Here is a 23,785-nt window from a genome sequence, read left to right as displayed (position 1 = left end):
CATTCGACAGGCGCGGCGGCGCGAGGAGGGTGGGGCGGACGGCGCTGTCTGCTCACGGAGAAGGCCGGAAGGGTGGCGGCTCGGGTCGGTGAACGTGGCTGCGGCTCGGTCTGCCTCCCGTGACCGCGACGGCAGGAACATGCAGGAACCACGACCGAGGGCGTCAACCTTCTGCCTTGTGGGCGAAGTTTATACGACGCTTGTTCGGCCGTTGTTTCGTCTATCCCATTCCGGTGACGTGCGCAAGGCGTCAATACGCCGCCGATATGCGGGAATCCTCCCGATTCCCCGGACCGGCCCAGTGCCCTGACCTCGTCATACGCGCCGGTAACGGTAGGCCGAATGTCGTCGGCGTTTTTCACGAGATGTTCCGGGTACCCGGACGGGCGGACTGCAGCATGCCCAGTGAAAATGCCTCTGGGAACAATCCGACAGAGTAGCGTGCGCCGGGTTCGCGTGGGGCGTTATCGATCGCTTCCGCTGGGCATCATCCCCCCTGCACCCGGGAGCCCGGCGGCCGCCGTGTCGGCCCGCCCAGCCGAGGAGGGACACTTCGATGGGGGAGAAGGTCGTGGCGGGGCAGTACGACCTGTCCGATCGCCAGCGATACCGCGAAAAGCTCCAGAAGTGCCTGACGGGACTGGAGCGGCTGCTGGTCGAGAAGCGATTCGATCGCCCCAAGAACCTCATGGGAGTCGAGATCGAATTGAATCTCGCGGGCATCGACGGTATGCCGAAAATGCTGAACGGCCAGGTGCTGGAGCGCATCGCGAGCCGCGATTTCCAAACAGAACTCGCCATGTTCAACCTGGAAGTCAACATTGCCCCACACCGCTTGGGCGGCCGCGTATTCGACCGGCTCGCCGAGGAACTGCGCACCTCGCTCGCGTACGCCGACCGCAAGGCCCACGAGGTGGACGCCGGCATCGTCATGATCGGCATCCTGCCCACGCTCGGCCCGGACGACCTGGTCTCCGCCAACCTCTCCGAGGTCGACCGCTACGCCCTGCTCAACGACCAGATCGTCGCCGCGCGCGGCGAGGACTTCCGGCTCGACATCGAGGGCGTCGAACACCTGGTCCGCACGGCGAAGTCAATCGTCCCCGAGGCCGCCTGCACCTCCGTGCAACTGCACCTCCAGGTCACCCCCGCCCGGTTCGCGGACGTGTGGAACGCGGCGCAGGTGGCGTGCGCACCGCAGATCGCGGTGGGCGCCAACTCGCCGTTCCTGTTCGGACAGGAGCTGTGGCGCGAGTCCCGGCCACCGCTGTTCCTGCAGTCCACCGACACCCGCCCGCCCGAACTCCAGGCGCAGGGCGTACGGCCCCGCACCTGGTTCGGCGAGCGGTGGATCAGCTCCGCGTACGACCTGTTCGCCGAGAACCTGCGGTTCTTCCCCGCGCTGCTCCCCATCTGCGACGACGAGGAGCCGCTGGAGGTCGTCGACGCCGGGGGCACGCCCCGACTGGCCGAGCTGGTGCTGCACAACGGCACGATCTACCGCTGGAACCGGCCGGTGTACGGCGTCGCGGACGGCGTCCCGCACCTCCGCGTGGAGAACCGCGTGCTGCCGGCCGGGCCGACCGTCATCGACGTGATCGCCAACGCGGCCTTCTACTACGGCCTGGTGCGGGCCCTGGCCGAGGAGAGCCGCCCGGTGTGGTCCCGGCTGCCCTTCGCCGCGGCCGAGGCCAACTTCGACGCCGCGTGCCGCCACGGCATCGACGCGCGGTTCGTCTGGCCCCGGCGCGGGCGCTACGGCGGCACCGGCGAGGTCGACGCGGTCACGCTGATCCGCGACGAGCTGCTGCCGCTGGCCTCGTCCGGCCTGGACGCGTGGGGCGTGGAGGCGGCCGACCGCGACCTCTACCTGGGCGTCATCGAGGAGCGCTGCCGGCGCCGCGTGAACGGGGCCTCCTGGCAGGCGGCCACCTTCCACCGGGCCCTCGAACAGGGCATGACCCGTGAGTCGGCGCTGGCCGCGACGACACGGCGCTACGCCGAGCTGATGCACGCCGGGGAGCCGGTGCACATGTGGCCGGTGGGCCTGCCCGAACCGGTGCCGCTGGGCTGACGCCGAGCGGGGACACCCAGGGGGCGTCGCTCGGACCGTCCCGGCGTCGCCCGGCCTGGCAGGCACATCCCCGTCGTCGCCGCTTCGCTCGCGTGGGGAAACCCCCTCGCGTCGACTCCCTCCTCCGCCTCGCAGCTGCACGCACCAGACTCCGCTCGGGTCCGTGGGGCCGCACCGCTCGCCCCGGCCGGCCCGATCCGGACGACCCCCCTGGACGGCAGACGCCGCCGGCGGGGTGCGGGGTGCGCGTCCGGTACCGTACGCCGTCCTCACAACTCCTTCTGCGATCCTTGCCAGGCGACAGATGGGCCGGTGGGCCCGTGAGCCGGCGGGAGGCAGGGGTGCAGGTGGAGGCTGACGCGGTGGCCGACTCCGGGGCGCGGCGGCGCGGCCCGCGGCGGATCCTGCGGGACGAGACGCTGCTCGTCCTCGCGCTGTCGCTGGGGGCGAGCGGTGTCTCGGCGCTGATCAGCTTCATCGGCGCGCTGACCAAGCCGGGCGGCCTCGCGCACCAGGCGGCCAGGATGAACGTCTCGCTCGCTCCCGGCCGCCCCTGGCTGGACCTCGCCTGGCAGCTCTTCGACATCGCGACCGCCCTGGTCCCCGTGGCCCTGGTCGCCCATCTGCTGCTGCGCGAGGGCAGCGGCCTGCGCACGCTGGGCTTCGACCGCACCCGGCCGTGGCCCGACCTCCGCCGGGGCGTCGCGATCGCAGCGGTGATCGGCAGCACCGGCATCGCCTTCTACCTGGCGGCCCGCGCCCTCGGCTTCAACCTCACGGTCGTCCCCGAGTCGCTGGCGAACGTGTGGTGGAAGTACCCGGTGCTCATCCTGTCCGCCGTACAGAACGCCGTTCTCGAAGAGGTCGTCGTCGTCGGCTACCTGCTGCGCAGGCTCCGCCAGTTGGGCTGGGCGCCGGGGACCGCGCTGGCGGCCAGCGCGGTCCTGCGCGGCTCCTACCACCTCTACCAGGGCATCGGCGGCTTCGTCGGCAACATGGTGATGGGCGTGGTGTTCGTCTGGCTGTACCGCCGCTGGGGACGCGTCGGTCCGCTGGTCGTCGCGCACTCCCTGCTCGACATCGGCGCGTTCGTCGGCTACGCCCTCCTCGCGCACCGGGTGGGCTGGCTGCCGACGGGCTGAACGCGCCGCCGGACGCCGTCAGGCGTTCAGTTCGCCCTCGATGACCGTGACCGCGCGGCCGGTGAGCAGCGTGCGCTCCCCGCGCAGCCCGGTGCGGACCAGCCCGGTGCGCCGGGAGGCCTGCAGCCCCGTGAGGTCGTCGCGTCCGAGCCGGGCCGACCAGTGCGGGGCGAGCGCGGTGTGGGCGGAGCCGGTGACTGGGTCCTCGTCGATGCCGACGTTCGGGAAGAAGCAGCGGGTGACGAAGTCGTAGCCCCGGGCGGGCTGTTCGGCGCGGGCGGTGGCGATGACGCCCCGCGAGGAGTAGCGGGTCAGGGCCCTGAGGTCGGGGGCGAGGCCCCGCACCGTCTTCTCGTCGGCCAGCTCCAGCAGCAGGTCACCGACGTTCGGACCGGTGCCGAAGGCGGCGACCGGCACGGCGCCGAGCGCCTCGGCGACGCCGTCCGGGACCTCGACCCGGGTGAGCGGCGCGGTCGGGAAGTCCATGGTGATCGATCCGTCGGCGGCGGGCGTGGCGATGAGCACGCCGCTGCGGGTGGCGAACCGCACCGGGCCCGGGTGGGCGTCCGTGGTGTGCAGGACGTGGGCCGCGGCGAGGGTGGCGTGTCCGCACATGGCGACCTCGGCGACCGGTGTGAACCAGCGCAGCGCCCAGTCCGCCTCGCCGCCCTCGGGCAGCCGGTGCGTGAACGCCGTCTCGGCGTGGTTGACCTCCATGGCGACGTTCTGGAGCCAGGCGTCGTCGGGGAAGGCGTCGTCCAGGATCACGACTCCGGCCGGGTTGCCGGCGAAGGGCCGGTCGGTGAAGGCGTCCACGATTCGCATGCGCATGGCGTCGACGCTAGCGGCCGCGCCGGGCGCCTGCCCAAGGCCAATTCACGGGTCCTGGCACCTTTCGGACACGGTCACCCGGCCGGGCGGCGGACCGCGTCCGCGCCCACGGCGCGAGTTGGGCGGCGCCGAACGCGGCCTCCAGCACCAGGAACGGCCACAGCACCCCGGGTCCGCCGTGCGCCAGCGAGTAGCCCTGCCAGAGGGCGAACAGGGCGCGGGCGACGCCGTCGAGGAGGCCGTACAGCGGCAGCGGCCGTACGACACGCAGACCGGACCAGACCAGCACGACCGAGCCCATCAGGTTGGCGTACAGCGTCTGCAGCGGGGTGGGCGCGGGCATGGTGCCGAGACCGGCCGCGCCGCCCGCGGCCGACAGCAGGCGGTGCACCGGCGCGTACGTCCACGGGGTCGCGAAGCCGGCCGTGACGAGCAGGTCGTACCAGCCGCTGACGCGGACCAGGCGCGGGTAGGCGGGGGACGTGGGGGACGCGGGGTTCATCAGGGGGCTCCTCGGCAGGGCTCGATCGGGCGCCGCCACGCTAAACAGCGGAGTACGCTCCAAGGTCAAGTCGGCCGAGGGGCGGGGGAGTCGGGCATGCGGATCGGGGAACTGGCCGCGCGCACCGGGCTGTCCAGGGACACGCTGCGCTTCTACGAGAAGATCGGCCTGCTCGACGGCGACCGCCTGCCCAACGGCTACCGCGACTTCCCACCGCAGACGGTGACCTGGCTGCACTACGTCCGCACCGCGCAGGCGCTCGGCTTCACGCTCGCCGAGATCGCCCGGCACGGTGCGGAGCTGCGGGACGCCCCGGACAGTGCCGAGGCGCTGTCCGCGCTGTTGGAGGACAAGATCCGCGTCATCGACGCGCGCATGGCCGAGCTGACCGCGCTCCGTGCCGACCTCGCCGCCCGCGTCGGCACCGGCTGCCCCTTGCGGACGGCGGGGCGAGCCGACTGACCCGTCCCCGCGCGTGCGGGCGGACGGCAGGGCCCCGCGGTGCTCAGTAGCCGACGGTGAAGCGCTCGCCGACGTGCTCCGGCCGTGGGGCCTCGGACAGGTGCTGCTCCCACTTCGGTTGAAGGGGATTGCCATGCGATCGGTTCCGATATATCGTTGAGACATCGCGAACGATACGCGATGCAGACGTGACAGATCATCGATGGAATGGAGTGATCGCGATGCGCAGCCACGGATACGAGCACGGACATCGGCACGAGGGCCACGGCCACCGGGGTCTCGGCGGCTTCGAGGGGCGTCGGGCCGCGTTCGGGCCCTTCGGTCCGGGCGGCCCGGGGTTCGGCCCCGGTGGACCCGGTTTCGGTCCGAGGGGGCGGGCACGGCGCGGTGACGTACGGGCCTCGATCCTGGCCCTGCTGAAGGACCGGCCGATGCACGGCTACGAGATGATCCAGGAGATCGCCGAGCGCAGCGGTGGCGCGTGGAAGCCCAGCCCCGGCTCGGTCTACCCCACGCTCCAGCTCCTGGAGGACGAGGGCCTGATCGCCAGCGAGAGCGAGGGCGGCAAGAAGCTGTTCGCGCTCACCGACGACGGGCGCGCCGCCGCCGACGAGGGTCCGGACGCCCCCTGGGAGGAGGCCTCGCGCGGGGTCGACTGGGAGGCCCTGAGCGAGATCCGGCAGGCCGGCTTCGGGCTGATGGAGGCCTTCAGCCAGGTCTGGAAGACCGGCAGCAAGGAGCAGCGCGAGAAGGCGCTGACCGTCATCAACGAAGCCCGCAAGAAGCTGTACCTGATCCTCGCCGACGAGCACTGACGAGTACTGAGGGGCACTGGCGGGCGCTGCCCCGTCGGCGGAAGGCGCCCCGTGGACCGGCCACGGGGCGCCTTCGCCTCGGTCCGTCAGGACACCAGCCCGGCCAGCTTGCGCAGTGACTCGTTCAGCGCGGCCGTCGCCGAGTCCTTGAGCTTGCCCGCCATGAGGGAGACGGCGGCACCGGTGAACTCGCCGTCGACGCGGACCACCGTGGCCTCGCCCTCCGGGACGAGCGTGTAGCGTGTGGCGACGCCCACGGCCATGGGCCCCTTGCCGCGAATGGCGAACACGCGGGCCGGCTCCAGCTCCTCGATGGTCCACTCGACCTCGGCCGGAAAGCCCATCAGCTTCATGTTCTCCTGGAAGGTCCCGCCCACCGCCAGGGTCCGCGGGCCGCCCTGGGGGAAGTTGGTGTGGGTCGCGTTCCACTCCCCGTACGCCGACCAGTCGGTGAGCTTCGCCCACACCTTCTCGGCCTGTGCCTGCATACGTGCCTCAGCACTGACTTCGGCCATGCGTCCACCCCTCCGGATCGGGCGTATCGGGCTACGGTGTCGCGGAACGTAGCCGCAGAGGCGTGAACATTCAATGCTGATGAACCGTCAGGAATTCCGGACCCGTCGGATCGGCGCCGCGTCGACCAGGTCCCCCGCGCGCGGGAAGCCGCTCTCCTCGACCGGTGCGCGCCCCGAGACCGCGCGGGCCGGCGGCCGGACCCCCGCCGTATCGGCCGGATCTCCTCCGTAAGGATGAGATTCCGGCCGGCGATGTCCACTCTGTGTGGGACGCGAAGATGGTTCCGCTCGCGGATGACTCGGGACGTTGGGACTGATGGGGTAGGGGTTGTGCGACCCCGTACTACCCGTGAAGCCGCCCGTGACGAGGCGGTTGCGCACATCGACGACGATGCCGCGCTCGGCGCAGAGCTGGCAGCGGTGGTTGCCGGTGCCCGTCGCCGGGCCGTCCGGGACGGGGACCGGCAGGTCGACACCGCCCATCTGCTGCACTCCCTGCTGGAGCACGATCCCGAGGTCCGCGCCGCCGTCGGCGAGCCGGGCCGGCTCGCCAGGCTCTTCGGCTACCTCGTGCAGCGCAGTATCGGCTACGGGCTGCGCTGGCAGGGCAGCGTGGAGGACTCCGGCGCGATCGCCGTCGTACCCGCCGTGCCCGGCTCCGTCGTACCGGACACCCGGGACGCACCCGCATGGTCGCCCGTCGCGGCCGCCGCCATGGCCGAGGCCCGCGGGCGCGCTCGCCGCCGCGGCGGGACCCGCCCCGCCGGCACCGACCTGCTCGCCGCTCTCACCGCGGACCCCGGCTCCCGCGCGGTCGAGGTCCTCGAACGCGCCGGCATCCCCGCCCTCGACCTGAACGCCCGGCTGGGCGCCGGCACCGGGGAGTGCGCGGCCGACAGCGGCGGCGGGAGCTGCTGAGCGGCGAGCCGGCGTCTTCCTGAGTCCGGAGCCGACCCCTCCGCCGGTCGTCCCGTGGGTCGCCCGTCGGGGACCCGTCCGACGCCCCGCCCCCCGTGGCCTCGCCCCGTGCCCGGCCGTCCACCTCCTGAGACAGGTGTCAAAGGGCGTGACGGTCATGTCGTCGCCTGTCATCATGTGCCGGTGCAGATCTCAGAGAGCAGTCAGGGCAGCCGCGGCAAGGGCGCCGGGCTCGGTCTCGCGCTCGCGTCGGCGCTCGCCTTCGGCGGGTCGGGGGTGGCCGCGAAGCCGCTGATCGAGGCGGGGCTGGACCCGCTCCACGTGGTGTGGTTGCGGGTGACCGGCGCGGCGCTGGTCATGCTGCCGCTCGCCGTACGTCACAGGACCCTGCCGCGCCGCCGGCCCGCGCTGCTCGCCGGGTTCGGACTGCTCGCCGTCGCCGGTGTCCAGGCCTGCTACTTCGCCGCGCTCTCCCGCATCCCGGTCGGCGTGGCGCTGCTCATCGAGTACCTGGCCCCGGCCCTGGTGCTGGGCTGGGTGCGGTTCGTGCAGCGCCGGCCGGTGACGCGGGCCGCCGCGCTCGGCGTGGTCCTCGCGGCCGGCGGCCTCGCCTGTGTGGTGGAGGTCTGGTCGGGACTGGGCTTCGACGCGCTCGGCCTGCTGTTCGCGCTCGCCGCCGCCTGCTGCCAGGTCGGCTACTTCGTGCTGGCCGACCACGGCGGCGACGCGGGTGAGGAGGCCCCCGACCCGCTCGGCGTCATCGCTCACGGCCTGCTCGTCGGCGCCGTCGTCCTCACCGCCGTGGCCCACCCCTGGAGCATGCGCTGGTCGGTGCTCACCGGTTCCGCGCGGATGAACGGCACCGCCGTGCCCGCCGTCGCCCTGCTGGCCTGGATCGTGCTGATCGCCACGGTCGTCGCGTACGTCACCGGGGTGCTCGCGGTACGGCGGCTGTCGCCGCAGGTCGCCGGAGTCGTCGCCTGCCTGGAGGCCGTCATCGCGACCGTGCTGGCCTGGGTGCTGCTCGGCGAGCACCTCTCGGCGCCGCAGATCCTGGGCGGCCTGGTCGTCCTCGCCGGCGCGTTCATCGCCCAGTCCGCCACCCCCGCCCGGGGAGCGGCCGAGCCCGTGGCCCGGGGCGGCCCGGAAAGGCAGTTGTCGGTGCCCGGCAGGCCCGCATAAGGTGCCGCTCGTGCTGTCCACCCTCGTTCTTCCGCCCCCGGCCGCCTGAGGCGGGCCTCCGGGACACCCGCCCGGCGCGTGGGCGCCGGGCCGGACGGTGCTGCCCGCGGATGAAGTCCGCGCGCCCCGCTGAAGCGGGTCGCCCCCGAACTTCCGCACCCTTGGCGGTGCGCTTCTGCGGAGAGATCCTCTTGTCCACGAACACGAACGCTGTTTCCGGCCTGCCCGAGGGGCGAGGCCTGCTCTATCTGATCGTCACCGGGGCCGCCTGGGGCACCGCGGGCGCCGCCGCCTCCCTGGTCTACCGGACCAGCGACATGGGCGTCTTCACCCTGTCGTTCTGGCGCTGCGCGCTGGGCCTGCTGTTGCTGCTGGCCGGGCGCGGACTGCGCCCGAAGGCCCGCCCCGCCACGAGCGAACCGCCCGCGCGCCGGGCGGCCCGCGCCCTCGTCACGGGCCTGGGCCTGGCGGTGTTCCAGACCGCCTACTTCGCGGCCGTGGAGTCGACCGGTCTCGCCGTGGCCACCGTCGTCACCCTCGGCGCGGGCCCGGTGCTCATCGCGCTCGGCGCCCGGTTGCTGCTCGGCGAACGGCTCGGCAGCGCGGGAGTGCTGGCGATCGGCGGCGCGCTCGCCGGGCTGGCCGTGCTGACCCTCGGCGGCTCGGCCGCCACCGTCCGCCCCGCGGGCGTGCTGGCGGCACTGCTGTCGGCAGCGGGCTACGCGGTCATGACCCTGCTGACCCGCTGGTGGGGCAGGGGCGGCGAGGCCGACGCCTCCGACACCACCGTCTGGGCGTTCGCCGTGACCGGCCTGTGCGTACTGCCGTTCGCCCTGCACGAGGGGCTGCTCCCGCACACCGCCCACCCGGCCCGGCTGCTTGCGCTCGTCTGCTACATCGCCGCCGTGCCGACGGCGCTCGCGTACGCCCTGTACTTCGCGGGAGCGGCCGTCGTACGGTCCGCAACCGTCTCCGTGATCATGCTGCTGGAGCCGGTGACCGCGGCCGTGCTCGCCGTCGTCCTCCTGGGCGAGCGGCTCACCGCGACCACCGCGGCCGGCACCCTGCTCATGCTGGCGGCGGTCGGGGGCCTGGCCGTGAGCGAGGCCCGCGGGACCGGCCGGCGCGGACCGGTCCCGGTGTGACCGCGCCGGCCTACCGCGCCTTGAGGTAGTCGGGCAGTTCGACGCCGGCCGTCAGGTCGGCGTTGGGCACCGGGGCGTCGTAACCCTTGCGGAGCGGGACGACCCCGGCCCAGTGCGGCAGGGCGAGGTCCTCGGGTTCGTCGTTCGCGCCGCCGGTGCGGACCTTGGCCGAGACCTCGTCCAGATCCAGCCGGATGACCGCGGTGGCGGCCAGTTCCTTCTTGTTCGCGGGCCGGGAGTCGGCGGAGCGGCCCGGCACGACGTGGTCCACCAGCGCGTCGAGGGCCAGCCGCCGCTCCTCGGGGTCCGTGACCTCGTGCGCGACGCCGTGCACCACCACGGAGCGGTAGTTGATCGAGTGGTGGAAGGCGGAGCGGGCCAGCACCAGCCCGTCGACGTGGGTGACCGTCAGGCACACCGGAAGCCCCGGGTCGGCCGCACCGGTCATCCGCAGCGGGCGGGAACCGGTCGACCCGTGGACGTAGAGCCGCTCGCCCACCCGGCCGTAGAGCGTCGGCAGCACCACCGGGGCCCCGTCCCGGACGAAGCCGAGGTGGCAGACGTACCCCTCGTCGAGTATCGCGTGCACCAGTTCCTTGTCGTACGAGGCCCGGTCCGCGGAGCGGGTGGGCACGGTGCGGTCGGTCGGGGTGTAGGCGGCGGCCCGGGATTCCTCGGTCGTCCCCTGCATGACGGTCCTCCATGGCGAGCTGTGACGAGCGGTGTTGCTGGATGTATTGCACTAGTGCATAATCAGCTTTGTGCTAGGAGAGTATCGGATCGAAGGGCGTGGCGCAGCTGAGATCGCGGCCAGCGTCGAGCGCGCGGTGGGTGCCGGTGAGCTGGCGCCGGGCCAACCCCTGCCGCCGATGCGGGAGTTGGCGGTGCTGCTGGGCGTGAATCCCAACACGGTCGCGGCCGCCTACCGCACCCTGCGCGAGCGCGGGGTGATCGAGACGGCCGGCCGCCGGGGCAGCCGCGTACGGCGCAAGCCGGCCACCACCGGGCGCGAGGAACTGCGCGTGGAGGTCCCCGAGGGGGGCCGCGACCTGGCCTCCGGCAACCCGGACCCGGCCCTGCTGCCCCGCCTCGCCCCCGCCCTCGCCGCGGCCGCGCGTGAGGGCGACCGGCGGCCCGTCCTCTACGGCGACGACCCCGTCGACGCGGACCTCGCCCGCCTCGCGCGCGCCGAACTCGAGGCCGACGGCGTGCCCGAGGGCCCGGTGACCGTGACGTCCGGTTCCCTCGACGCCGTCGAACGCGTCCTGTCCGCACACCTCAGGCCCGGTGACGCCGTCGCCGTCGAGGACCCGGGCTGGGGCAGCGTCCTGGACCTGATCCCCGCGCTGGGCCTGCGCACCCTCCCGGTGGGCGTGGACGACGACGGCCCGCTCCCCGAGGACGTGCGCGCGGCCCTCGCGTCGGGGGCCCGAGCGCTCATCGTCACCGACCGCGCGCAGAACCCGACCGGTGCTTCCGTCACCGCCGCACGCGCGCGTGCCCTGCGCGCGGTCCTGCGCGACCATCCGGAGACGCTGCTGATCGAGGACGACCACGGCCACGGCATCGTCGACCTCCCCGCGCACCCCCTCGCGGGCGTCACCCGGCACTGGGCCTTCGTCCGCTCCACCTCCAAGACCTACGGTCCCGACCTGCGCGTGGCGGTCCTCACCGGCGACCCGGACACCGTCGACCGCGTACGCGGCCGGCAGCGCCTGGGCCCGGGCTGGGTCAGCCTGCTGCTCCAGCGGGCCGTGGTCCACCTGTGGACGGAGCGGTCGGTGGACCGGACGGCGGGGGCGCGGTCGTACGGCGCGCGCCGGGACGCCCTGCTCGACGCCCTCGCCGACCGGGGCGTCGTCGGCCACGGCCGCAGCGGCATGAACGTCTGGGTCCCCGTCCCCGACGAGACCGGCGCGGTGGCCCGCCTCCTCCAGGGTGGCTGGGCGGTCGCCCCGGGCGCCCGCTATCGCATCGACAGTCCCCCGGCGATCCGCATCACCGTCTCGATGCTCCGCCAGGAGGACGTCGTCCCCCTGGCCGAGGCGGTGGCTGCGGCGGTACGGCCGTCTCCCGCGCGGGTCTATGGCTGACGGGACCGTCCTGGGGGCGCGGGGAAGGGCACGACCGGCCACGTCCGGCCCGCACTCGCCCGTCGTACCGGGCCGCTTGTCCGCTCAGGCCCCTCAGGCGCCCTTCCGCCGCACCTGGGTCAACGCGGCCCCCGCCAGTACGATCACCGCTCCCACCGGCGTGCTCCACCGCAACGACTCCCCCAGGACCGCCACTCCCGCGGCGGTCGCGATGACCGGGATGAAATAGGTGACCATCTGCGCGGTCGTGGGCCCGACTTCGGCGACCAGCCCGTACTGGATCAGCACCGCCAGCCCCGTGCCCAGCGCTCCGAGCGCGGCGATCGCCAGCAGCGGGACCAGGGAGAGGTGGGTTGGGAATCCGGCGAACAGCGGGGTGGCCACGGCCAGTTGGAGCGTCGCCAGCAGCAGCTGCGCCCCGGTCATCGACAGGTGGGAGTTGCCCGTCCCGGCGAGCGTGCGGCGGACGTAGATCCAGCCCACCGGATAGCTCAGCGAAGCCAGCAGCGCCAGTGCCGTGCCCGTGGCGTCCAGCCCGTGGAAGCCCTGCCACGCGCCCAGCACGGTCAGCACCCCGAGGAAGCCCAGCCCGAGCCCGGCCACCCGGACCCGGGTCGGCCGGTCCTCGGAGAGGGCGACCAGGGACAGAGCCATGCCCCACAGCGGTGAGGTGGCGTTGCAGATGCCGGCCAGCGTGGACGGGATCGTCAGCTCGGAGTAGGCGAAGAGGGAGAAGGGCAGGGCGTTCAGGAAGAAGGCCGCGGCAGCCATGTGGCCCCAGAGCCGGGCCCCGCGCGGCAGCCGTTCCCGCTTGACCGCCATCGTCGCCGCCAGTACCGCCGTGCCGAACACCAGACGCCCGAGGGTGACCTGGAACGGCGCGTACCCGTTCGTCCCCACCTTGATCAGCAGGAAGCTGAAGCCCCAGATCAGGGACAGCGCGCCGAAGCGGAGGCGCCAGTCGAGGCGGGGCCGGGCGGGGGAGGGGGCCTGCGCCCGGGGGTGTGGGTGGTTCTGGGTCTGGGATGCGGTGACCGTGCTCATGGAGTCAACGATGATGGAGCCGACGTCGTAGCACAATCGAGATTTTTGATGCAGTACCTCTTAGAATCACTTACATGTTGAACCTTGAGCGCCTGCGCACCCTGGACGCCCTCGCCCGGCACGGCTCGGTCAGCACCGCCGCCGAGGCGCTGCACGTCACCACGTCCGCCGTCTCGCAGCAGCTGGGCAAGCTGGAGCGCGAGGTCGGCCAGCAGCTCCTCGCCAAGAACGGCCGCGGCGTACGGCTCACGGACGCGGGCCGGCTGCTGTCGGAGCACGCGTCGCGGATCCTGTCCCAGGTCGAGCTGGCCGAGTCCGATCTGGAGGCGCATCGCGGACAGGTGGTCGGCGAGCTGCGGCTGTCCGCGTTCCCGACCGCCGCGCGCGGCCTCTTCCCGGTCGCACTCGGCGCGCTGCGGGCCCGGCATCCGGGGCTGCGGGTGCGCTCCAGTGAGCTGGAGCCGGAGCAGGGCGTCGCCGGTGTCGTCCGCGGCGACCTCGACCTCGCGGTGGTCCTCGACTGGTACAACAAGCCGATGCCGGTGCCTGACGGGCTGGTCAAGGCGCCCCTGCTGGACGACCCGGCCGATGTCGCCATGCCGGCGGGACACCGGCTGGCGGGCCGGGACGAGGTGGACCTCACCGAGTTCGCCGAGGACGAGTGGATCACCTGGGCCGAGGGCGAGTTCTGCCACGAGTGGCTCGTCTTCATGCTGCGGTCCAAGGGCATCGAGCCGATCGTCGGCCATCGCGCGAGCGAGACCCACACCCAACTCGCCCTGGTGAAGTCCGGGTTGGGCGTGTGCATCGCGCCGCGGCTGGGGCGCCGGCCGGTGCCGGCGGGCGTGGTGACCGTCCCGCTGGTCCAGGGCGTGCGCCGCCATGTCTACGTCATCTGGCGCGCGGACGCCGACCGCAGACCCTCGATCCGCGCGGCGGTCGAGGCCCTGCGGACAGCTGCCCGCCAGGCCGACGAGCCCTGAACCGCAGCCGATCGGCTCCGGAGAACCGCGCGGCCGGGACGCGGCGACCGGTCAGCGCGAGGCGGGGAAACGGCTGCGGCTGGGCAGTGGGGTGAGGCTTTTGACGCCCAGCGGTCGGTCTCGGCGAGGTCGTGGGGGCCTGCGGCCTGGGCAGGGTGAGGCGGCTGGCGCCCCTGGTCGGTTGCCGTGGGGTTGGGGGGTACCGGTTGGGGGGTACCTGTGCCTGGGCAGGGGGTGAGGCTGCCGGTGCCTCGGGGGCGGTTGCCGGGAGGCCGTGGGCGCCCGGGACCCGTCACGGCTGCGTCCGCGGACCGCCCAGCTTCCGGAAGTCCCACGAGACGATCTTCTCCGGCGTGAGCCGCGCCCAGGCGTGCCGGCCGTCGTGCGGCATCTCGTCCAGGCCGAAGTTCTTCCGCGCGAACAGCGTCTCGGCCGTGTCGAGTTCGGCGCACAGCTCGCCCCGGCGCGGCACCTCGCCCACGAACTCCACCCGGCCCGACAACTCGACCCCGCGCAACTGGTCGTACTCCTCGCCGGAGTCGATCACGACCGCCACCCGCGGATCGCGGCACAGCTGCGTCCAGCGCCTGCTGCGCACCACCGAGTACAACCACAGCGACATACCGTCCCAGGCGAACCACAGCGCGCTGACGTGCGGCGTGCCGTCCGCCGAGACGGTCGCCACCCGGCAGGTGCGCTGCGCGGTCAGGAACGCGTCCAGCTCGCCGGGCGTCATCATGATCCTGCGGGCCCGGCGCTGCTCGGTCACGGTCATGCGGCTCCCTCTTCTCCCACGTCTTGTCGGCGAACTACCCTGTCCTCCTGATCCTCTGACACATCATCAGAAAAGGGAACGGGTATGCCGTCGCGCGCACAGCTCAGCGAACTCCTCGACCCCGCGAGCACCGTCCTGCTCACCGTGGAGTGCCAGCAGGGGGTCGTCGGCCCGGACAGCGCGCTGCCCGAACTCGCCCGCGAGGCCCGCTCCCGTGGTGCCCTGCGCAATGTCGCCCGGCTGGTCGCCGCCGCGCACCAGGGCGGGATCCAGGTGATCCACGCGATCGCCGAGCGCCGACCGGACGGGCGGGGCGCGAGCCGCAACGCCCGTCTGTTCCGGGCCGCCGAACGGCTTGCCGTGCGGCAGCTGAGCGGTACCGCCGCCGTCCGGGTCGCGCCGCCGATCGAGGTCGCCGAGGCGGACATCGTCGTACGGCGGCTGCACGGGCTGTCGCCGGTCCACGGCACCGGGGTCGACGCCCTGCTGCGCAACCTCGGCTGCCGCACGCTGGTCGTCACCGGTGTCTCCGCCAACGTGGCGATCCCCAACGCGGTGTTCGACGCGGTCAACCTCGGCTACACCGCCGTCGTCCCGGCCGACGCGATCGCGGGGGTGCCCGCCGAGTACACCCCCGCGATGATCCGGCACACCCTCGCGCTGGTCGCCACGGTCGCGACCACCGACGAGGTGCTCGGCTGTCTGGGAGGGCCGCGCGGGCGCGGCTGATCCGGATCGGGGCAGCGCGCGTGCCGTCGTCCGGGCCGTCGTTCAGACCGGTGTTCAGGCCAGCGTGATGTTCTCGCCGGAGACGGTGATCTTCTCGGCGGCCAGCGGCTGGGTCGCGGGACCCTGCTTCACGCTGCCGTCAGCGACGGAGAAGTGGCTGTTGTGGCACGGGCAGACGATCACGCCACCCGACACGCTGCCCACCGCGCACCCCTGGTGGGTGCACTTGGCCGAGAACGCCTTGAACGTGCCCGCCGTCGGCTGGGTCACGACCACGCCCTGCTCCTTGAAGATCTTGCCGCCGCCCTCGGGGATGTCGGTGGTCTTGGCGAGCGCGGTCCCGCCGCCGCTCTGGGACGTCGAGCCGGTCGAGCCGGTCGTCCCGCTCGTCCCCGTCGTCCCGGTCGAGCCGGCGGCGGAGGCGGTGTCGGACGTGCCGGAGGAGCCGGCGGAGTTGTCGTTGCTCGAACCGCAGGCGGTCAGCGCGGCGGCGAGACCCGCCGCTCCAGCCGCCGCCACGACGGTACGGCGGGCCGGTCCGGCTGAGGGCTGGGGCGATGCGGTGCTCATGTGGGATTCCCTTCCGCGGAACTTCCGTCGAGGCTTCTCGTGATCCGTCCAGGGGTACGGTGCCCGGGCACCGCCCGTTCAGACGGGAACCCAGATCCTCGCGGTCCGGGCATGAGACGGCCGTAAGCCAGAGCTGTCCGCGCGCTGTCGGCCGTCCCCCGCCGCCCCGCCCGCCGGCCCCAGTAACCTGGGGCGATGCTCAAGGAAGTCACCGCGACCCGCTACATCACGCCGCTGCGTGAGGGCGGTTCCCTGCCGGGGCTCGTCGAGGCCGACGACCTCGGGACCTACGTCATGAAGTTCACCGGCGCCGGACAGGGCCGCAAGACACTGGTCGCCGAGGTGGTGTGCGGCGAACTCGCCCGGCGCCTCGGATTCCGGATGCCCCGGCTGGTCACCCTCCTGCTGGACCCGGTCCTCGGACTCGGCGAGCCCGAGCAGCAGGTGCAGGACCTGCTGAGGTCCAGCGGCGGTCCCAACCTCGGCATGGACTTCCTCTCCGGCGCCCTCGGCTACGACCCGCTCGCCTTCCCGGTGAGCGCGCAGGAGGCGGGGCGGATCGTCTGGTTCGACGCGCTGATCAACAACGTGGACCGGTCCTGGCGCAATCCGAACCTCCTCGTGCACCGCGGCGAGCTGTGGCTCATCGACCACGGCGCCACGATGATCTGGCACCACAACTGGCCCTCGGCCGACACCTCCGCGGGCCGCCCCTACGACGCCTCCGACCACGCCCTCGCCCGCTTCGCGCCGGACGTCCGCGCCGCCGCCGCGCAGCTGGCGCCCCGCGTCACCGAGGACCTGCTCGCCGAGGTCACCGCCGAGATCCCGGACGCCTGGCTCGCCGACGAGCCCGGCTTCGACACCCCGGACGACCTGCGCCGGGCCTACGCACGGCCGCTGCTCGCGCGGGCGGCCGTCGTCCACGAACGCGTCACCGGCATCGAGGGGACCAAGTGAGCGAGACCCACATCCACATGGCCGGACACGTCACCGAGCGGCACATCACCCGGGCGGGTCAGGGCGGCGACCGGGACGTGTTCGAGTACGCGCTGCTGCGCGTCGTACCGCGGGTCGAGCGCGGCGAGTGCATCAACGCCGGTGTGCTCGTCTACAGCCGGGCCAAGGCCTACGTCGGCGCCCGTACCCATCTGGACGAGGCCCGGCTGCTCGCCCTGGACCCGGCGGCCGACGTGTCCGGGATCCGGGCCGCGCTCGACGCGATCGAGCGGACGTGCGCGGGCGGCGAGCAGGCGGGGCAGGCGGCCCGGGACGACGCCGGGCGGCGCTTCCGCTGGCTCATCGCACCCCGCTCCACCGTCGTCTGCCCCGGCCCCGTGCACACGGGGCTGACCGCCGATCCGGCGGCCGAGACCGAGCGGTTGCTGGACCTCCTGGTGAGGTAATGGATCACACGCACCCGTGCTGCCGTTGACACCGGGTGCCAGGGCTTCTAGCGTCACCTGTGCTGAAGGTACTAAGCGGTCGCTCACCGCATCGGAAGGCCCTCACCGCAGTCCGCAGGGCGGTCTGCGGGAGGGTGCCAGGTTCTCTCAAGGGCGAGGAGAAGCAATGTCCACCACTGAACAGCGGGTCGCGGTCGTCACCGGCGCGGCGCGCGGCATCGGTGCCGCCACCGCCGTACGGCTGGCCGCCGAGGGTCGCGCGGTCGCCGTGATCGACCTCGACGAGGCCGCCTGCAAGGACACCGTCGAGAAGATCACCGCCGCCGGCGGCAAGGCGATCGCGGTCGGCGCGGACGTCTCCGACGAGGCGCAGGTCGAGGCGGCCGTCGCCCGGATCGCCGAGGAGCTGGGTGCTCCGACGATCCTCGTCAACAACGCGGGCGTGCTGCGCGACAACCTGCTGTTCAAGATGAGCGTCTCCGACTGGGACACCGTCATGAACGTCCACCTGCGCGGCTCGTTCCTCATGACCAAGGCCGTCCAGAAGCACATGGTCGACGCGGGCTTCGGCCGGATCGTCAACCTCTCCTCCTCCTCGGCGCTCGGCAACCGCGGCCAGGTCAACTACTCCGCCGCCAAGGCCGGTCTGCAGGGCTTCACCAAGACCCTCGCCATCGAGCTGGGCAGGTTCGGCATCACGGCGAACGCCGTCGCCCCCGGGTTCATCGCCACCGAGATGACCAAGGCCACCGCCGACCGCGTCAAGATGGACTTCGAGGACTTCAAGAAGGCCGCCGCGGGCGCGATCCCGGTGCAGCGCGTCGGCGAGCCCGAGGACATCGCCAACGCCATCGCCTTCTTCACCGGCGAGGCGGCCGGCTTCGTCTCCGGCCAGGTGCTGTACGTGGCCGGCGGACCGCTCGACTAGGGAACCTGAGGACACACCGACATGACTGAACTCCCGGAGCTGTCCGGCAAGGTCGCCCTCGTCACCGGCGCGAGCCGGGGCATCGGCTACGGCGTCGCCGAGGCCCTGGTCGCCCGCGGCGACCGCGTGTGCATCACCGGCCGGGGTGAGGACGCCCTGAAGGAGGCCGTGGAGAAGCTCGGCGCGGAGCGGGTCATCGCCGTCGCCGGCAAGGCGCACGACCTCGACCACCAGGCCGAGGCCGTCGAGCGCACCATGGAGGCCTTCGGCCGCCTCGACTACCTGGTCAACAACGCGGGCACCAACCCCGTCTTCGGACCCATCGCGGACCTCGACCTGGACGTCGCCCGCAAGGTCTTCGAGACCAACGTGATCTCCGCGCTCGGCTTCGCCCAGAAGACCTGGCACGCCTGGCAGAAGGACAACGGCGGCGCGATCGTCAACATCGCCTCCGTCGCGGGCCTCGCACCCTCGCCGTTCATCGGCGCCTACGGCGTGAGCAAGGCCGCGATGATCAACCTGACGCAGCAGCTCGCCCACGAGTTCGCGCCGAAGGTGCGGGTCAACGCGATCGCCCCGGCCGTCGTCAAGACCAAGTTCGCCCAGGCCCTGTACGAGAACCGGGAGGAGGAGGCGGCGGCCGCCTACCCGCTCGCCCGGCTCGGCGTGCCCTCCGACATCGGCGGGGCCGCGGCCTTCCTCACCTCCACGCAGTCCGACTGGATCACCGGTCAGACGCTCGTCGTGGACGGCGGCATCTTCCTGAACGCCGGAGTGGGCTGAGCCACGTCCGGGCGCCGATTTCCGGACGGATCGGCGCCCGGAACGCCGTACGCGTACCGCACAGCGAACTGACAACGTCGTCATCGATCCGCCGTCGTTTTCGCGATCAAGAGGCCTGGTTCCAGGGGAGGTTCGCAGGGTCGAACGCTGCGGTATGGTCTGCCGACCCTTGGTACGGCGGATCGAGGAGCGTGCGCGTGTTCAACCGGAACCGATGCCTGCGGTCAGTCGCCGCGATCGTGTCCATGACCTTGGCGGCCGGCTGCGGAGTGCTGTCCGGGAGCGGCGGTGGCGGCAAGGGCCCGATCGTCGTCGGCACCACCAGCGCGCCCAGCACGCTGGACCCGGCGGGCGCCTGGGACGGTTCCTGGGAGCTGTACCGGAACGTCTACCAGACGCTCCTCGCCTACCCGAACGGCACCACCACCCCGCAGCCCGACGCCGCCGAGAGCTGCTCCTTCACCGACTCCACCAGCCGCACCTACCGCTGCGAGCTGCGCCCGGGCCTGAAGTTCTCCGACGGCGACCCGCTGACCGCGAAAGCCGTCAAGTACTCCGTCGACCGCATCCGCGCCATCGACGCCCCCGGCGGCCCCGCCGGTCTGCTCGGCAGCCTGGACCAGGTGCGGACGAGCGGCGACCGCGAGATCGTGTTCCACCTCAACCGGCCCGACGCCACCTTCCCGTTCGTGCTGGCCACCCCCGCCCTGTCGATCGTCGACCCCGACGACTACCCGGCGCACTCCCTGCGCAAGGACGACAAGGTCAACGGCTCCGGGCCGTACGCGCTCCGGTCCTACACGGAGGACAAGCAGGCCGTCCTCGTCGGCAACGGCGGCTACCGGGGCTTCGCCAAGCGGCAGAACGACGCGGTGACCATCCGCTACTTCCAGGACTCGGCCGAGATGGTCAAGGCGCTGCGCGCGCGGCGGATCGACGTCACCTACCGCGGCCTCGCCGCCGGCGACATCCTCGCCCTCCAGCAGCACGGCGACGCCGACCTGCAGCTGGTGGACGGCACCGGCACCGACATCAGCTACCTGGTGTTCAACCCCGCGGACCCCTGGGCCAAGGAGCCCGCCGTCCGCAAGGCCGTCGCCCAGATCATCGACCGGGGCGCCATCGCGCACAAGGTCTACCAGGACACCGTCGACCCGCTGTACTCGATGGTCCCCAAGGGCCTGACCGGCCACACCACCGCCTACTTCGACGCCTTCGGCGACCCGAGCGCCGGCCGGGCCCGCGCGATCCTCACCGGCGCGGGCATCCACCAGCGCGTGCCCCTCACCCTCTGGTACACCACCGACCGCTACGGCTCCGAGACCGCCCTGATGTTCCAGGAGCTGAAGCGGCAGCTGGAGGCCTCCGGACTGTTCACCGTCACGCTGCGCGGCCGCCCCTGGAAGACCTTCGTGGTCGGCTACCAGAAGGGCGAGTACCCGGTCTTCGGCCGCGGCTGGTTCCCTGACTTCCCCGACGCCGACAACTTCATCGCCCCGTTCGTCGGCGAGCACAACGCCCTCGGGACGCCGTATCCGGCCAAGGAGATCACCGACACACTGCTGCCGCACTCGCGCGCCGAGAGCGACCGCGCCCAGACGGTCAAGGACATGGAGCGGGCCCAGCAGATCCTGGTGGACGACGCCCGGCTGATCCCGCTGTGGCAGGGCCGGCAGTACATCGCCGCCAGCGACGACGTCTCCGGCGGCGAGCAGGCCCTCGACCCGTCGACGATCATGATGATGTGGACGCTGCACCGCAAGACGAGCTGGTGAACCGGGCTTCGTGTGCCGGTTGTCAGTGGTCGACTGTAGGTTCTGAGACCTGGAAGTGACCGTACGACGCAGTCGATCGACACCGTGAGGACGTTGACGTGACCGACATCGCCATGCTGCCCGAGTCCTGGCGCGGGGTTCTGGGCGACGAGCTCCAGCAGCCCTACTTCAAGGAGCTGAGCGAGTTCGTCGAGGAGGAGCGGGCGAACGGTCCCGTCTACCCCCCGCGCGAGGAGGTCTTCGCAGCGCTGGCGGCCACGCCATACGACGAGGTCAAGGTCCTCATCCTCGGCCAGGACCCGTACCACGGCGAGGGCCAGGGCCACGGCCTGTGCTTCTCGGTCCGTCCGGGTGTGAAGACCCCGCCCTCGCTGCGGAACATCTACAAGGAGATGCAGGCGGAGCTGGGCCTGCCCGTCCCGGACAACGGCTATCTGATGCCGTGGGCCGAGCAGGGCGTCCTGCTGCTCAACGCGGTGCTCACCGTCCGGGCCGGCGAGGCCAACTCGCACAAGGGCAAAGGCTGGGAGAAGTTCACGGACGCGGTGATCCGCGCGGTGGACTCCCGCCCGGACCCGGCGGTCTTCGTCCTGTGGGGGAACTACGCGCAGAAGAAGCTGCCGCTGATCGACGAGACCCGGCACGTGGTGGTCAAGGGCGCGCACCCCTCCCCGCTGTCCGCGAAGAAGTTCTTCGGCTCCCGTCCGTTCACCCAGATCAACGAGGCGATCGCGGCGCAGGGACACGAGCCGATCGACTGGACGATCCCGAACCTGGGCTGACCGGCCGCGCGGCCCCGCCGCGCGCGGGGCCGCCTGCCCGGGAATGTCCGCGCGGCCGGTTAGCGTCGGGACGGACGGCTGACCACACAGCCGACGACGGCCCGGAGGGTGCGGTGGCGGAGCAGCGGGAGCAGGCGGCGCGGGACGACGTGCCGACGCGGATCGGGCAGGTCGTGATGCTGCACCACGGGGGCGACCGGGAGGAGGCGCGCCGTCGTCTCCTGGACCTGTGGGCGGAGATCGGGGAGGCCGGTGATCCGCTGCACCGCTGCACGCTGGCCCACTACCTCGCCGATACGCAGGACGATCCGGCCGACGAACTCGCCTGGGACCTGAGGGCGTTGTCGGCGGCCGAGGAGCTTGCCGACGGGCCCGGCGGATTCCTGCCGTCCCTGCATCTCAATCTGGCCGCCGACTATGTGAAGCTCGGGCAGGTGGAGGCCGCGCGGAGCCATGTGCGGAGGGCGCGGCGGGCCGCGGGGGTGCTGGCCGACGATCGCTACGGCGACGGGGTGCGGGCCGCGATCCGCCGGCTGGAGCTGCGGCTGGGCGAGTAGCGCGGGCGCCGCCTCTCAGCGGCCGTACGTCCGCTCGCAGATCTCCGCCTCCGGGCTGTCGTCCTTCCAGCCGCCGTACGCCCTGCCCAGGCCGCACACGCCGGGGGCCGCGGGGGCCGGGTCCGACAGGCCCGGGACGTCCGTGCGCGGGCGCCGGTGACGGTGCTCGTGATGGGGGTGAGCCTCGTGGCGGGCGGGCTCGTTCGTCCGGCCCCGGGGTGCCGGCGGCGGGGCCTCGGCGGTGTGCCGCGGGGTCGGCGGCCGCTCGGGACGGGGGCGCTGGGAGGGGCCGACCATCTCCAGGGCCTGCTCGGCCGGGGCCTGGATCACGCGGGGCGCCGCGCTGCCGTCCGGCCGGGGTGCCGTCGGCTGGGTGACTGCCGTGTCCGGCGGCGCCGCGGGAGGTGCCGGGTGCCGTACCGTCACACAGCCGGTGAGGGACGTCAGGGCCACGGTGACCAGGAGCGTCGCGGTGGTGGTCGTTCGCTGCACCCGGGCAACTCTGCTGGGTCCGCGGCCGAGTTGGCACGGACGAGCCGAGGTTGACACCCCCGCACGGGTGATCTCGTGCCCCGTAGGAGGGGTCCGCCGTACGGAAGGTGACGTTCAGTCGCCGGTGGCGCCGTCGATCCGCTCGCGGATCAGGTCGGCATGGCCGTTGTGCCGGGCGTACTCCTCGATCATGTGGGTGTAGATCCAGCGCAGGTTGAACGGCGTGTCCGTGAACCTGCTCCGGCCCCGGGACAGATCGTCGAGCCCGAAGCCGGCCGCGCGGCGCCGGGCGGTCTCGATCTCCGCCTGCCAGGTCGCGTACGTCTCCTGCCAGGTGTCGGTCGCGGTGGGGTGGAAGTCGCCGTCCTGGTCGGCGTCGGAGTAGTAGATCGGCCCGGCGTCGTCGCCCGCCAGCACCCTGCGGAACCAGCCGCGCTCGCACTCCGCCAGATGCCGCACCAGCCCCATCAGGGACAGCTCGGAGGGCGGCACGGACGCGGTGCGCAGCTGCTCGTCGGCCAGCCCCTCGCACTTGGCGGCGAGCGTCTGGCGGTGGTAGTCCAGCCAGCCCTCCAGCATGGCGCGTTCACCGGCGGTCTGGTCGGGTTCTCGGCGTTCGGTCGTCATGCCCCGTATCCTCGCCCGCGCCCATGCCGTCCCACCACGGGTTTTCCGTGGGGTGCCGGGGAGTTCAGCGGCCCAGCATGCCCGCCAGCAGTTCGCGCAGGCCCGTGCGGAGCTGCGGCAGACCGGGCTCCTCGGCACCGAAGGAGCCCGCCGCGCAGGAGAACATCAGCCCGTCCGCCCAGGCGACGAGGGACAGCACGTGGCGGGCGGGGTCGGGGGAGCCCACGGCCGTGAGCATCGCGGCCAGCTGCTCCTTGAAGACGGCGCCCGCGCGGTCGTAGAAGGCCCGTAGCTCGGGGCGGCGGGTGGCCTCCAGGGCGAGTTCGTAGCGGGCGATGAGCAGGTCGCGGCCGTCGGTCAGCGAGCGGTGCACAGCCAGGGCCAGCGCGTCGGCCAGCGCGTCGGGTCCGCCGCCCGGCTGCGGCATCTCCGTCAGCTCCAGGACCCGGGCCTCGCGCTCGGCGTGCCGGCGTACGGCCAGCTCCAGCAGCGCCTGCCGGGTGCGGGCCACGTTCGACGTCGAGCCCGGCGGCAGCCCGGCCGACTCGTCCACCGCCCGGTGGGTCAGCCCTCGCATGCCGCGCTCGGCGAGCAGGGCGAGGGCGGCGTCGGCGACCAGATCGGCGCGGGAGGCGGGAGGGGTGCGTGCGGGCAT

General features: G+C 72.7%; 27 protein-coding genes. 17 read left to right on the top strand and 10 right to left on the bottom strand.

The annotated features are described in order from the left end of the window. Positions 1–556: 556 nt before the first annotated feature. Positions 557–2,074, top strand: a complete 1,518-nt coding sequence (locus ACZ60X_RS30860; RefSeq protein ID WP_469605381.1) for a glutamate-cysteine ligase family protein — start codon at positions 557–559, stop codon at positions 2,072–2,074. A gap of 341 nt (positions 2,075–2,415) precedes the next feature. Beyond that, entirely contained in the window at positions 2,416–3,216 is an 801-nt protein-coding gene (locus ACZ60X_RS30855) for a CPBP family intramembrane glutamic endopeptidase (RefSeq protein ID WP_469605379.1), read from the top strand. 18 nt (positions 3,217–3,234) lie between these two features. Here the strand turns inward: ACZ60X_RS30855 and ACZ60X_RS30850 are convergent, their stop codons facing one another. After that, positions 3,235–4,047, bottom strand: a complete 813-nt coding sequence (locus ACZ60X_RS30850; RefSeq protein WP_469605377.1) for a PhzF family phenazine biosynthesis protein — start codon at positions 4,045–4,047, stop codon at positions 3,235–3,237. 10 nt (positions 4,048–4,057) lie between these two features. Further along, positions 4,058–4,549, bottom strand: coding sequence for a hypothetical protein (locus ACZ60X_RS30845; RefSeq protein ID WP_469605375.1), 492 nt, complete (start codon positions 4,547–4,549; stop codon positions 4,058–4,060). Positions 4,550–4,645: 96 nt separating this feature from the next. On the opposite strand from ACZ60X_RS30845, the gene ACZ60X_RS30840 reads away from it, so the two are divergent. After that, the gene (locus ACZ60X_RS30840) at positions 4,646–5,011 is read left to right on the top strand and encodes a MerR family transcriptional regulator (protein WP_469605371.1); all 366 of its coding nucleotides are present in this window, start codon (positions 4,646–4,648) and stop codon (positions 5,009–5,011) included. 221 nt (positions 5,012–5,232) lie between these two features. After that, positions 5,233–5,826 (top strand): PadR family transcriptional regulator, encoded by a 594-nt coding sequence (locus tag ACZ60X_RS30835; RefSeq protein ID WP_469605368.1) that lies wholly within the window; start codon positions 5,233–5,235, stop codon positions 5,824–5,826. 86 nt (positions 5,827–5,912) lie between these two features. On the opposite strand, the gene ACZ60X_RS30830 is transcribed toward ACZ60X_RS30835, so the two are convergent. Beyond that, positions 5,913–6,341: a type II toxin-antitoxin system Rv0910 family toxin gene (locus ACZ60X_RS30830; RefSeq protein WP_469605366.1), complete on the bottom strand. Its 429-nt coding sequence runs from the start codon at positions 6,339–6,341 to the stop codon at positions 5,913–5,915. Between the two features lie 330 nt (positions 6,342–6,671). Between ACZ60X_RS30830 and ACZ60X_RS30825 the strand changes: the two genes are divergently transcribed. The 3 genes from ACZ60X_RS30825 to ACZ60X_RS30815 all read left to right on the top strand — a co-directional run bounded on the left by ACZ60X_RS30825 (position 6,672) and on the right by ACZ60X_RS30815 (position 9,586). Further along, positions 6,672–7,259, top strand: coding sequence for a hypothetical protein (locus tag ACZ60X_RS30825; protein ID WP_469605363.1), 588 nt, complete (start codon positions 6,672–6,674; stop codon positions 7,257–7,259). Between the two features lie 177 nt (positions 7,260–7,436). Then, positions 7,437–8,441: an EamA family transporter gene (locus ACZ60X_RS30820; RefSeq protein WP_469605361.1), complete on the top strand. Its 1,005-nt coding sequence runs from the start codon at positions 7,437–7,439 to the stop codon at positions 8,439–8,441. Between the two features lie 191 nt (positions 8,442–8,632). Further along, entirely contained in the window at positions 8,633–9,586 is a 954-nt protein-coding gene (locus ACZ60X_RS30815; RefSeq protein ID WP_469605359.1) for a DMT family transporter, read from the top strand. A gap of 10 nt (positions 9,587–9,596) precedes the next feature. Here the strand turns inward: ACZ60X_RS30815 and ACZ60X_RS30810 are convergent, their stop codons facing one another. Continuing rightward, positions 9,597–10,277 carry a pyridoxamine 5'-phosphate oxidase family protein gene (locus tag ACZ60X_RS30810; RefSeq protein ID WP_469605355.1) on the bottom strand — a complete coding sequence of 227 codons (681 nt, stop codon included), beginning with the start codon at positions 10,275–10,277 and terminating at the stop codon, positions 9,597–9,599. Between the two features lie 70 nt (positions 10,278–10,347). On the opposite strand from ACZ60X_RS30810, the gene ACZ60X_RS30805 reads away from it, so the two are divergent. Continuing rightward, on the top strand, positions 10,348–11,679 hold the full coding sequence (locus ACZ60X_RS30805; RefSeq protein ID WP_469605353.1) for an aminotransferase class I/II-fold pyridoxal phosphate-dependent enzyme: 1,332 nt from the start codon (positions 10,348–10,350) through the stop codon (positions 11,677–11,679). Between the two features lie 93 nt (positions 11,680–11,772). Here the strand turns inward: ACZ60X_RS30805 and ACZ60X_RS30800 are convergent, their stop codons facing one another. After that, positions 11,773–12,723: a DMT family transporter gene (locus tag ACZ60X_RS30800; RefSeq protein ID WP_469605351.1), complete on the bottom strand. Its 951-nt coding sequence runs from the start codon at positions 12,721–12,723 to the stop codon at positions 11,773–11,775. Between the two features lie 74 nt (positions 12,724–12,797). Between ACZ60X_RS30800 and ACZ60X_RS30795 the strand changes: the two genes are divergently transcribed. Next, complete coding sequence (locus ACZ60X_RS30795; RefSeq protein WP_469605349.1) at positions 12,798–13,706, top strand: LysR family transcriptional regulator; 909 nt, start codon at positions 12,798–12,800, stop codon at positions 13,704–13,706. A gap of 292 nt (positions 13,707–13,998) precedes the next feature. Here ACZ60X_RS30795 and ACZ60X_RS30790 read toward each other — a convergent pair whose 3' ends face one another. Beyond that, positions 13,999–14,481, bottom strand: coding sequence for a pyridoxamine 5'-phosphate oxidase family protein (locus ACZ60X_RS30790; RefSeq protein WP_469605346.1), 483 nt, complete (start codon positions 14,479–14,481; stop codon positions 13,999–14,001). Positions 14,482–14,565: 84 nt separating this feature from the next. On the opposite strand from ACZ60X_RS30790, the gene ACZ60X_RS30785 reads away from it, so the two are divergent. Then, positions 14,566–15,210 carry a cysteine hydrolase family protein gene (locus ACZ60X_RS30785; protein ID WP_469605344.1) on the top strand — a complete coding sequence of 215 codons (645 nt, stop codon included), beginning with the start codon at positions 14,566–14,568 and terminating at the stop codon, positions 15,208–15,210. 54 nt (positions 15,211–15,264) lie between these two features. Here the strand turns inward: ACZ60X_RS30785 and ACZ60X_RS30780 are convergent, their stop codons facing one another. Next, on the bottom strand, positions 15,265–15,780 hold the full coding sequence (locus ACZ60X_RS30780; protein WP_469605341.1) for a Rieske (2Fe-2S) protein: 516 nt from the start codon (positions 15,778–15,780) through the stop codon (positions 15,265–15,267). Positions 15,781–15,975: 195 nt separating this feature from the next. On the opposite strand from ACZ60X_RS30780, the gene ACZ60X_RS30775 reads away from it, so the two are divergent. The 7 genes from ACZ60X_RS30775 (at position 15,976) to ACZ60X_RS30745 (ending at position 22,011) form a co-directional block, all read left to right on the top strand. Then, the gene (locus ACZ60X_RS30775) at positions 15,976–16,740 is read left to right on the top strand and encodes a HipA family kinase (protein ID WP_469605339.1); all 765 of its coding nucleotides are present in this window, start codon (positions 15,976–15,978) and stop codon (positions 16,738–16,740) included. Beyond that, a complete protein-coding gene (locus ACZ60X_RS30770) occupies positions 16,737–17,186 on the top strand; it encodes a DUF3037 domain-containing protein (RefSeq protein ID WP_469605335.1) in 450 nt (149 codons plus the stop codon). The genes ACZ60X_RS30775 and ACZ60X_RS30770 overlap by 4 nt, the downstream gene beginning before the upstream one ends. Positions 17,187–17,352: 166 nt before the next feature. Beyond that, positions 17,353–18,114: a 3-oxoacyl-ACP reductase FabG gene (gene fabG / locus ACZ60X_RS30765; RefSeq protein WP_469605333.1), complete on the top strand. Its 762-nt coding sequence runs from the start codon at positions 17,353–17,355 to the stop codon at positions 18,112–18,114. Positions 18,115–18,135: 21 nt separating this feature from the next. Further along, on the top strand, positions 18,136–18,897 hold the full coding sequence (locus tag ACZ60X_RS30760) for an SDR family oxidoreductase (protein WP_469605331.1): 762 nt from the start codon (positions 18,136–18,138) through the stop codon (positions 18,895–18,897). Between the two features lie 197 nt (positions 18,898–19,094). Then, complete coding sequence (locus ACZ60X_RS30755; protein ID WP_469605328.1) at positions 19,095–20,672, top strand: ABC transporter substrate-binding protein; 1,578 nt, start codon at positions 19,095–19,097, stop codon at positions 20,670–20,672. Positions 20,673–20,770: 98 nt separating this feature from the next. Further along, positions 20,771–21,454, top strand: a complete 684-nt coding sequence (gene ung / locus ACZ60X_RS30750) for a uracil-DNA glycosylase (protein WP_469605324.1) — start codon at positions 20,771–20,773, stop codon at positions 21,452–21,454. Positions 21,455–21,567: 113 nt separating this feature from the next. Then, positions 21,568–22,011 (top strand): hypothetical protein, encoded by a 444-nt coding sequence (locus tag ACZ60X_RS30745; protein WP_469605323.1) that lies wholly within the window; start codon positions 21,568–21,570, stop codon positions 22,009–22,011. A gap of 15 nt (positions 22,012–22,026) precedes the next feature. Here ACZ60X_RS30745 and ACZ60X_RS30740 read toward each other — a convergent pair whose 3' ends face one another. The 3 genes from ACZ60X_RS30740 to ACZ60X_RS30730 form a co-directional block, all read right to left on the bottom strand. Further along, on the bottom strand, positions 22,027–22,503 hold the full coding sequence (locus tag ACZ60X_RS30740; protein ID WP_469605321.1) for a hypothetical protein: 477 nt from the start codon (positions 22,501–22,503) through the stop codon (positions 22,027–22,029). A 114-nt stretch (positions 22,504–22,617) separates the two neighbouring features. Further along, positions 22,618–23,130, bottom strand: coding sequence for a DinB family protein (locus ACZ60X_RS30735; protein WP_469605318.1), 513 nt, complete (start codon positions 23,128–23,130; stop codon positions 22,618–22,620). A gap of 64 nt (positions 23,131–23,194) precedes the next feature. Then, on the bottom strand, positions 23,195–23,785 hold the full coding sequence (locus tag ACZ60X_RS30730; protein ID WP_469605315.1) for a TetR/AcrR family transcriptional regulator: 591 nt from the start codon (positions 23,783–23,785) through the stop codon (positions 23,195–23,197).

It is taken from the genome of Streptomyces sp. NPDC104106 (assembly GCF_055584345.1).
This window is presented reverse-complemented; position numbering and strand designations above follow the sequence as displayed.

Coding starts and splice junctions, on each gene's coding strand:
- ACZ60X_RS30730 (WP_469605315.1), bottom strand. CDS start 23,785: ATGCCCGCACGCACCCCTCCCGCCTCCCGCGCCGATCTGGTCGCCGAC.
- ACZ60X_RS30800 (WP_469605351.1), bottom strand. CDS start 12,723: ATGAGCACGGTCACCGCATCCCAGACCCAGAACCACCCACACCCCCGG.
- ACZ60X_RS30785 (WP_469605344.1), top strand. CDS start 14,566: ATGCCGTCGCGCGCACAGCTCAGCGAACTCCTCGACCCCGCGAGCACC.
- ACZ60X_RS30850 (WP_469605377.1), bottom strand. CDS start 4,047: ATGCGCATGCGAATCGTGGACGCCTTCACCGACCGGCCCTTCGCCGGC.
- ACZ60X_RS30760 (WP_469605331.1), top strand. CDS start 18,136: ATGACTGAACTCCCGGAGCTGTCCGGCAAGGTCGCCCTCGTCACCGGC.
- ACZ60X_RS30860 (WP_469605381.1), top strand. CDS start 557: ATGGGGGAGAAGGTCGTGGCGGGGCAGTACGACCTGTCCGATCGCCAG.
- ACZ60X_RS30735 (WP_469605318.1), bottom strand. CDS start 23,130: ATGACGACCGAACGCCGAGAACCCGACCAGACCGCCGGTGAACGCGCC.
- ACZ60X_RS30840 (WP_469605371.1), top strand. CDS start 4,646: ATGCGGATCGGGGAACTGGCCGCGCGCACCGGGCTGTCCAGGGACACG.
- ACZ60X_RS30835 (WP_469605368.1), top strand. CDS start 5,233: ATGCGCAGCCACGGATACGAGCACGGACATCGGCACGAGGGCCACGGC.
- ACZ60X_RS30830 (WP_469605366.1), bottom strand. CDS start 6,341: ATGGCCGAAGTCAGTGCTGAGGCACGTATGCAGGCACAGGCCGAGAAG.
- ACZ60X_RS30775 (WP_469605339.1), top strand. CDS start 15,976: ATGCTCAAGGAAGTCACCGCGACCCGCTACATCACGCCGCTGCGTGAG.
- ACZ60X_RS30790 (WP_469605346.1), bottom strand. CDS start 14,481: ATGACCGTGACCGAGCAGCGCCGGGCCCGCAGGATCATGATGACGCCC.
- ACZ60X_RS30795 (WP_469605349.1), top strand. CDS start 12,798: ATGTTGAACCTTGAGCGCCTGCGCACCCTGGACGCCCTCGCCCGGCAC.
- ACZ60X_RS30810 (WP_469605355.1), bottom strand. CDS start 10,277: ATGCAGGGGACGACCGAGGAATCCCGGGCCGCCGCCTACACCCCGACC.
- ACZ60X_RS30845 (WP_469605375.1), bottom strand. CDS start 4,549: ATGAACCCCGCGTCCCCCACGTCCCCCGCCTACCCGCGCCTGGTCCGC.
- fabG (WP_469605333.1), top strand. CDS start 17,353: ATGTCCACCACTGAACAGCGGGTCGCGGTCGTCACCGGCGCGGCGCGC.
- ACZ60X_RS30780 (WP_469605341.1), bottom strand. CDS start 15,780: ATGAGCACCGCATCGCCCCAGCCCTCAGCCGGACCGGCCCGCCGTACC.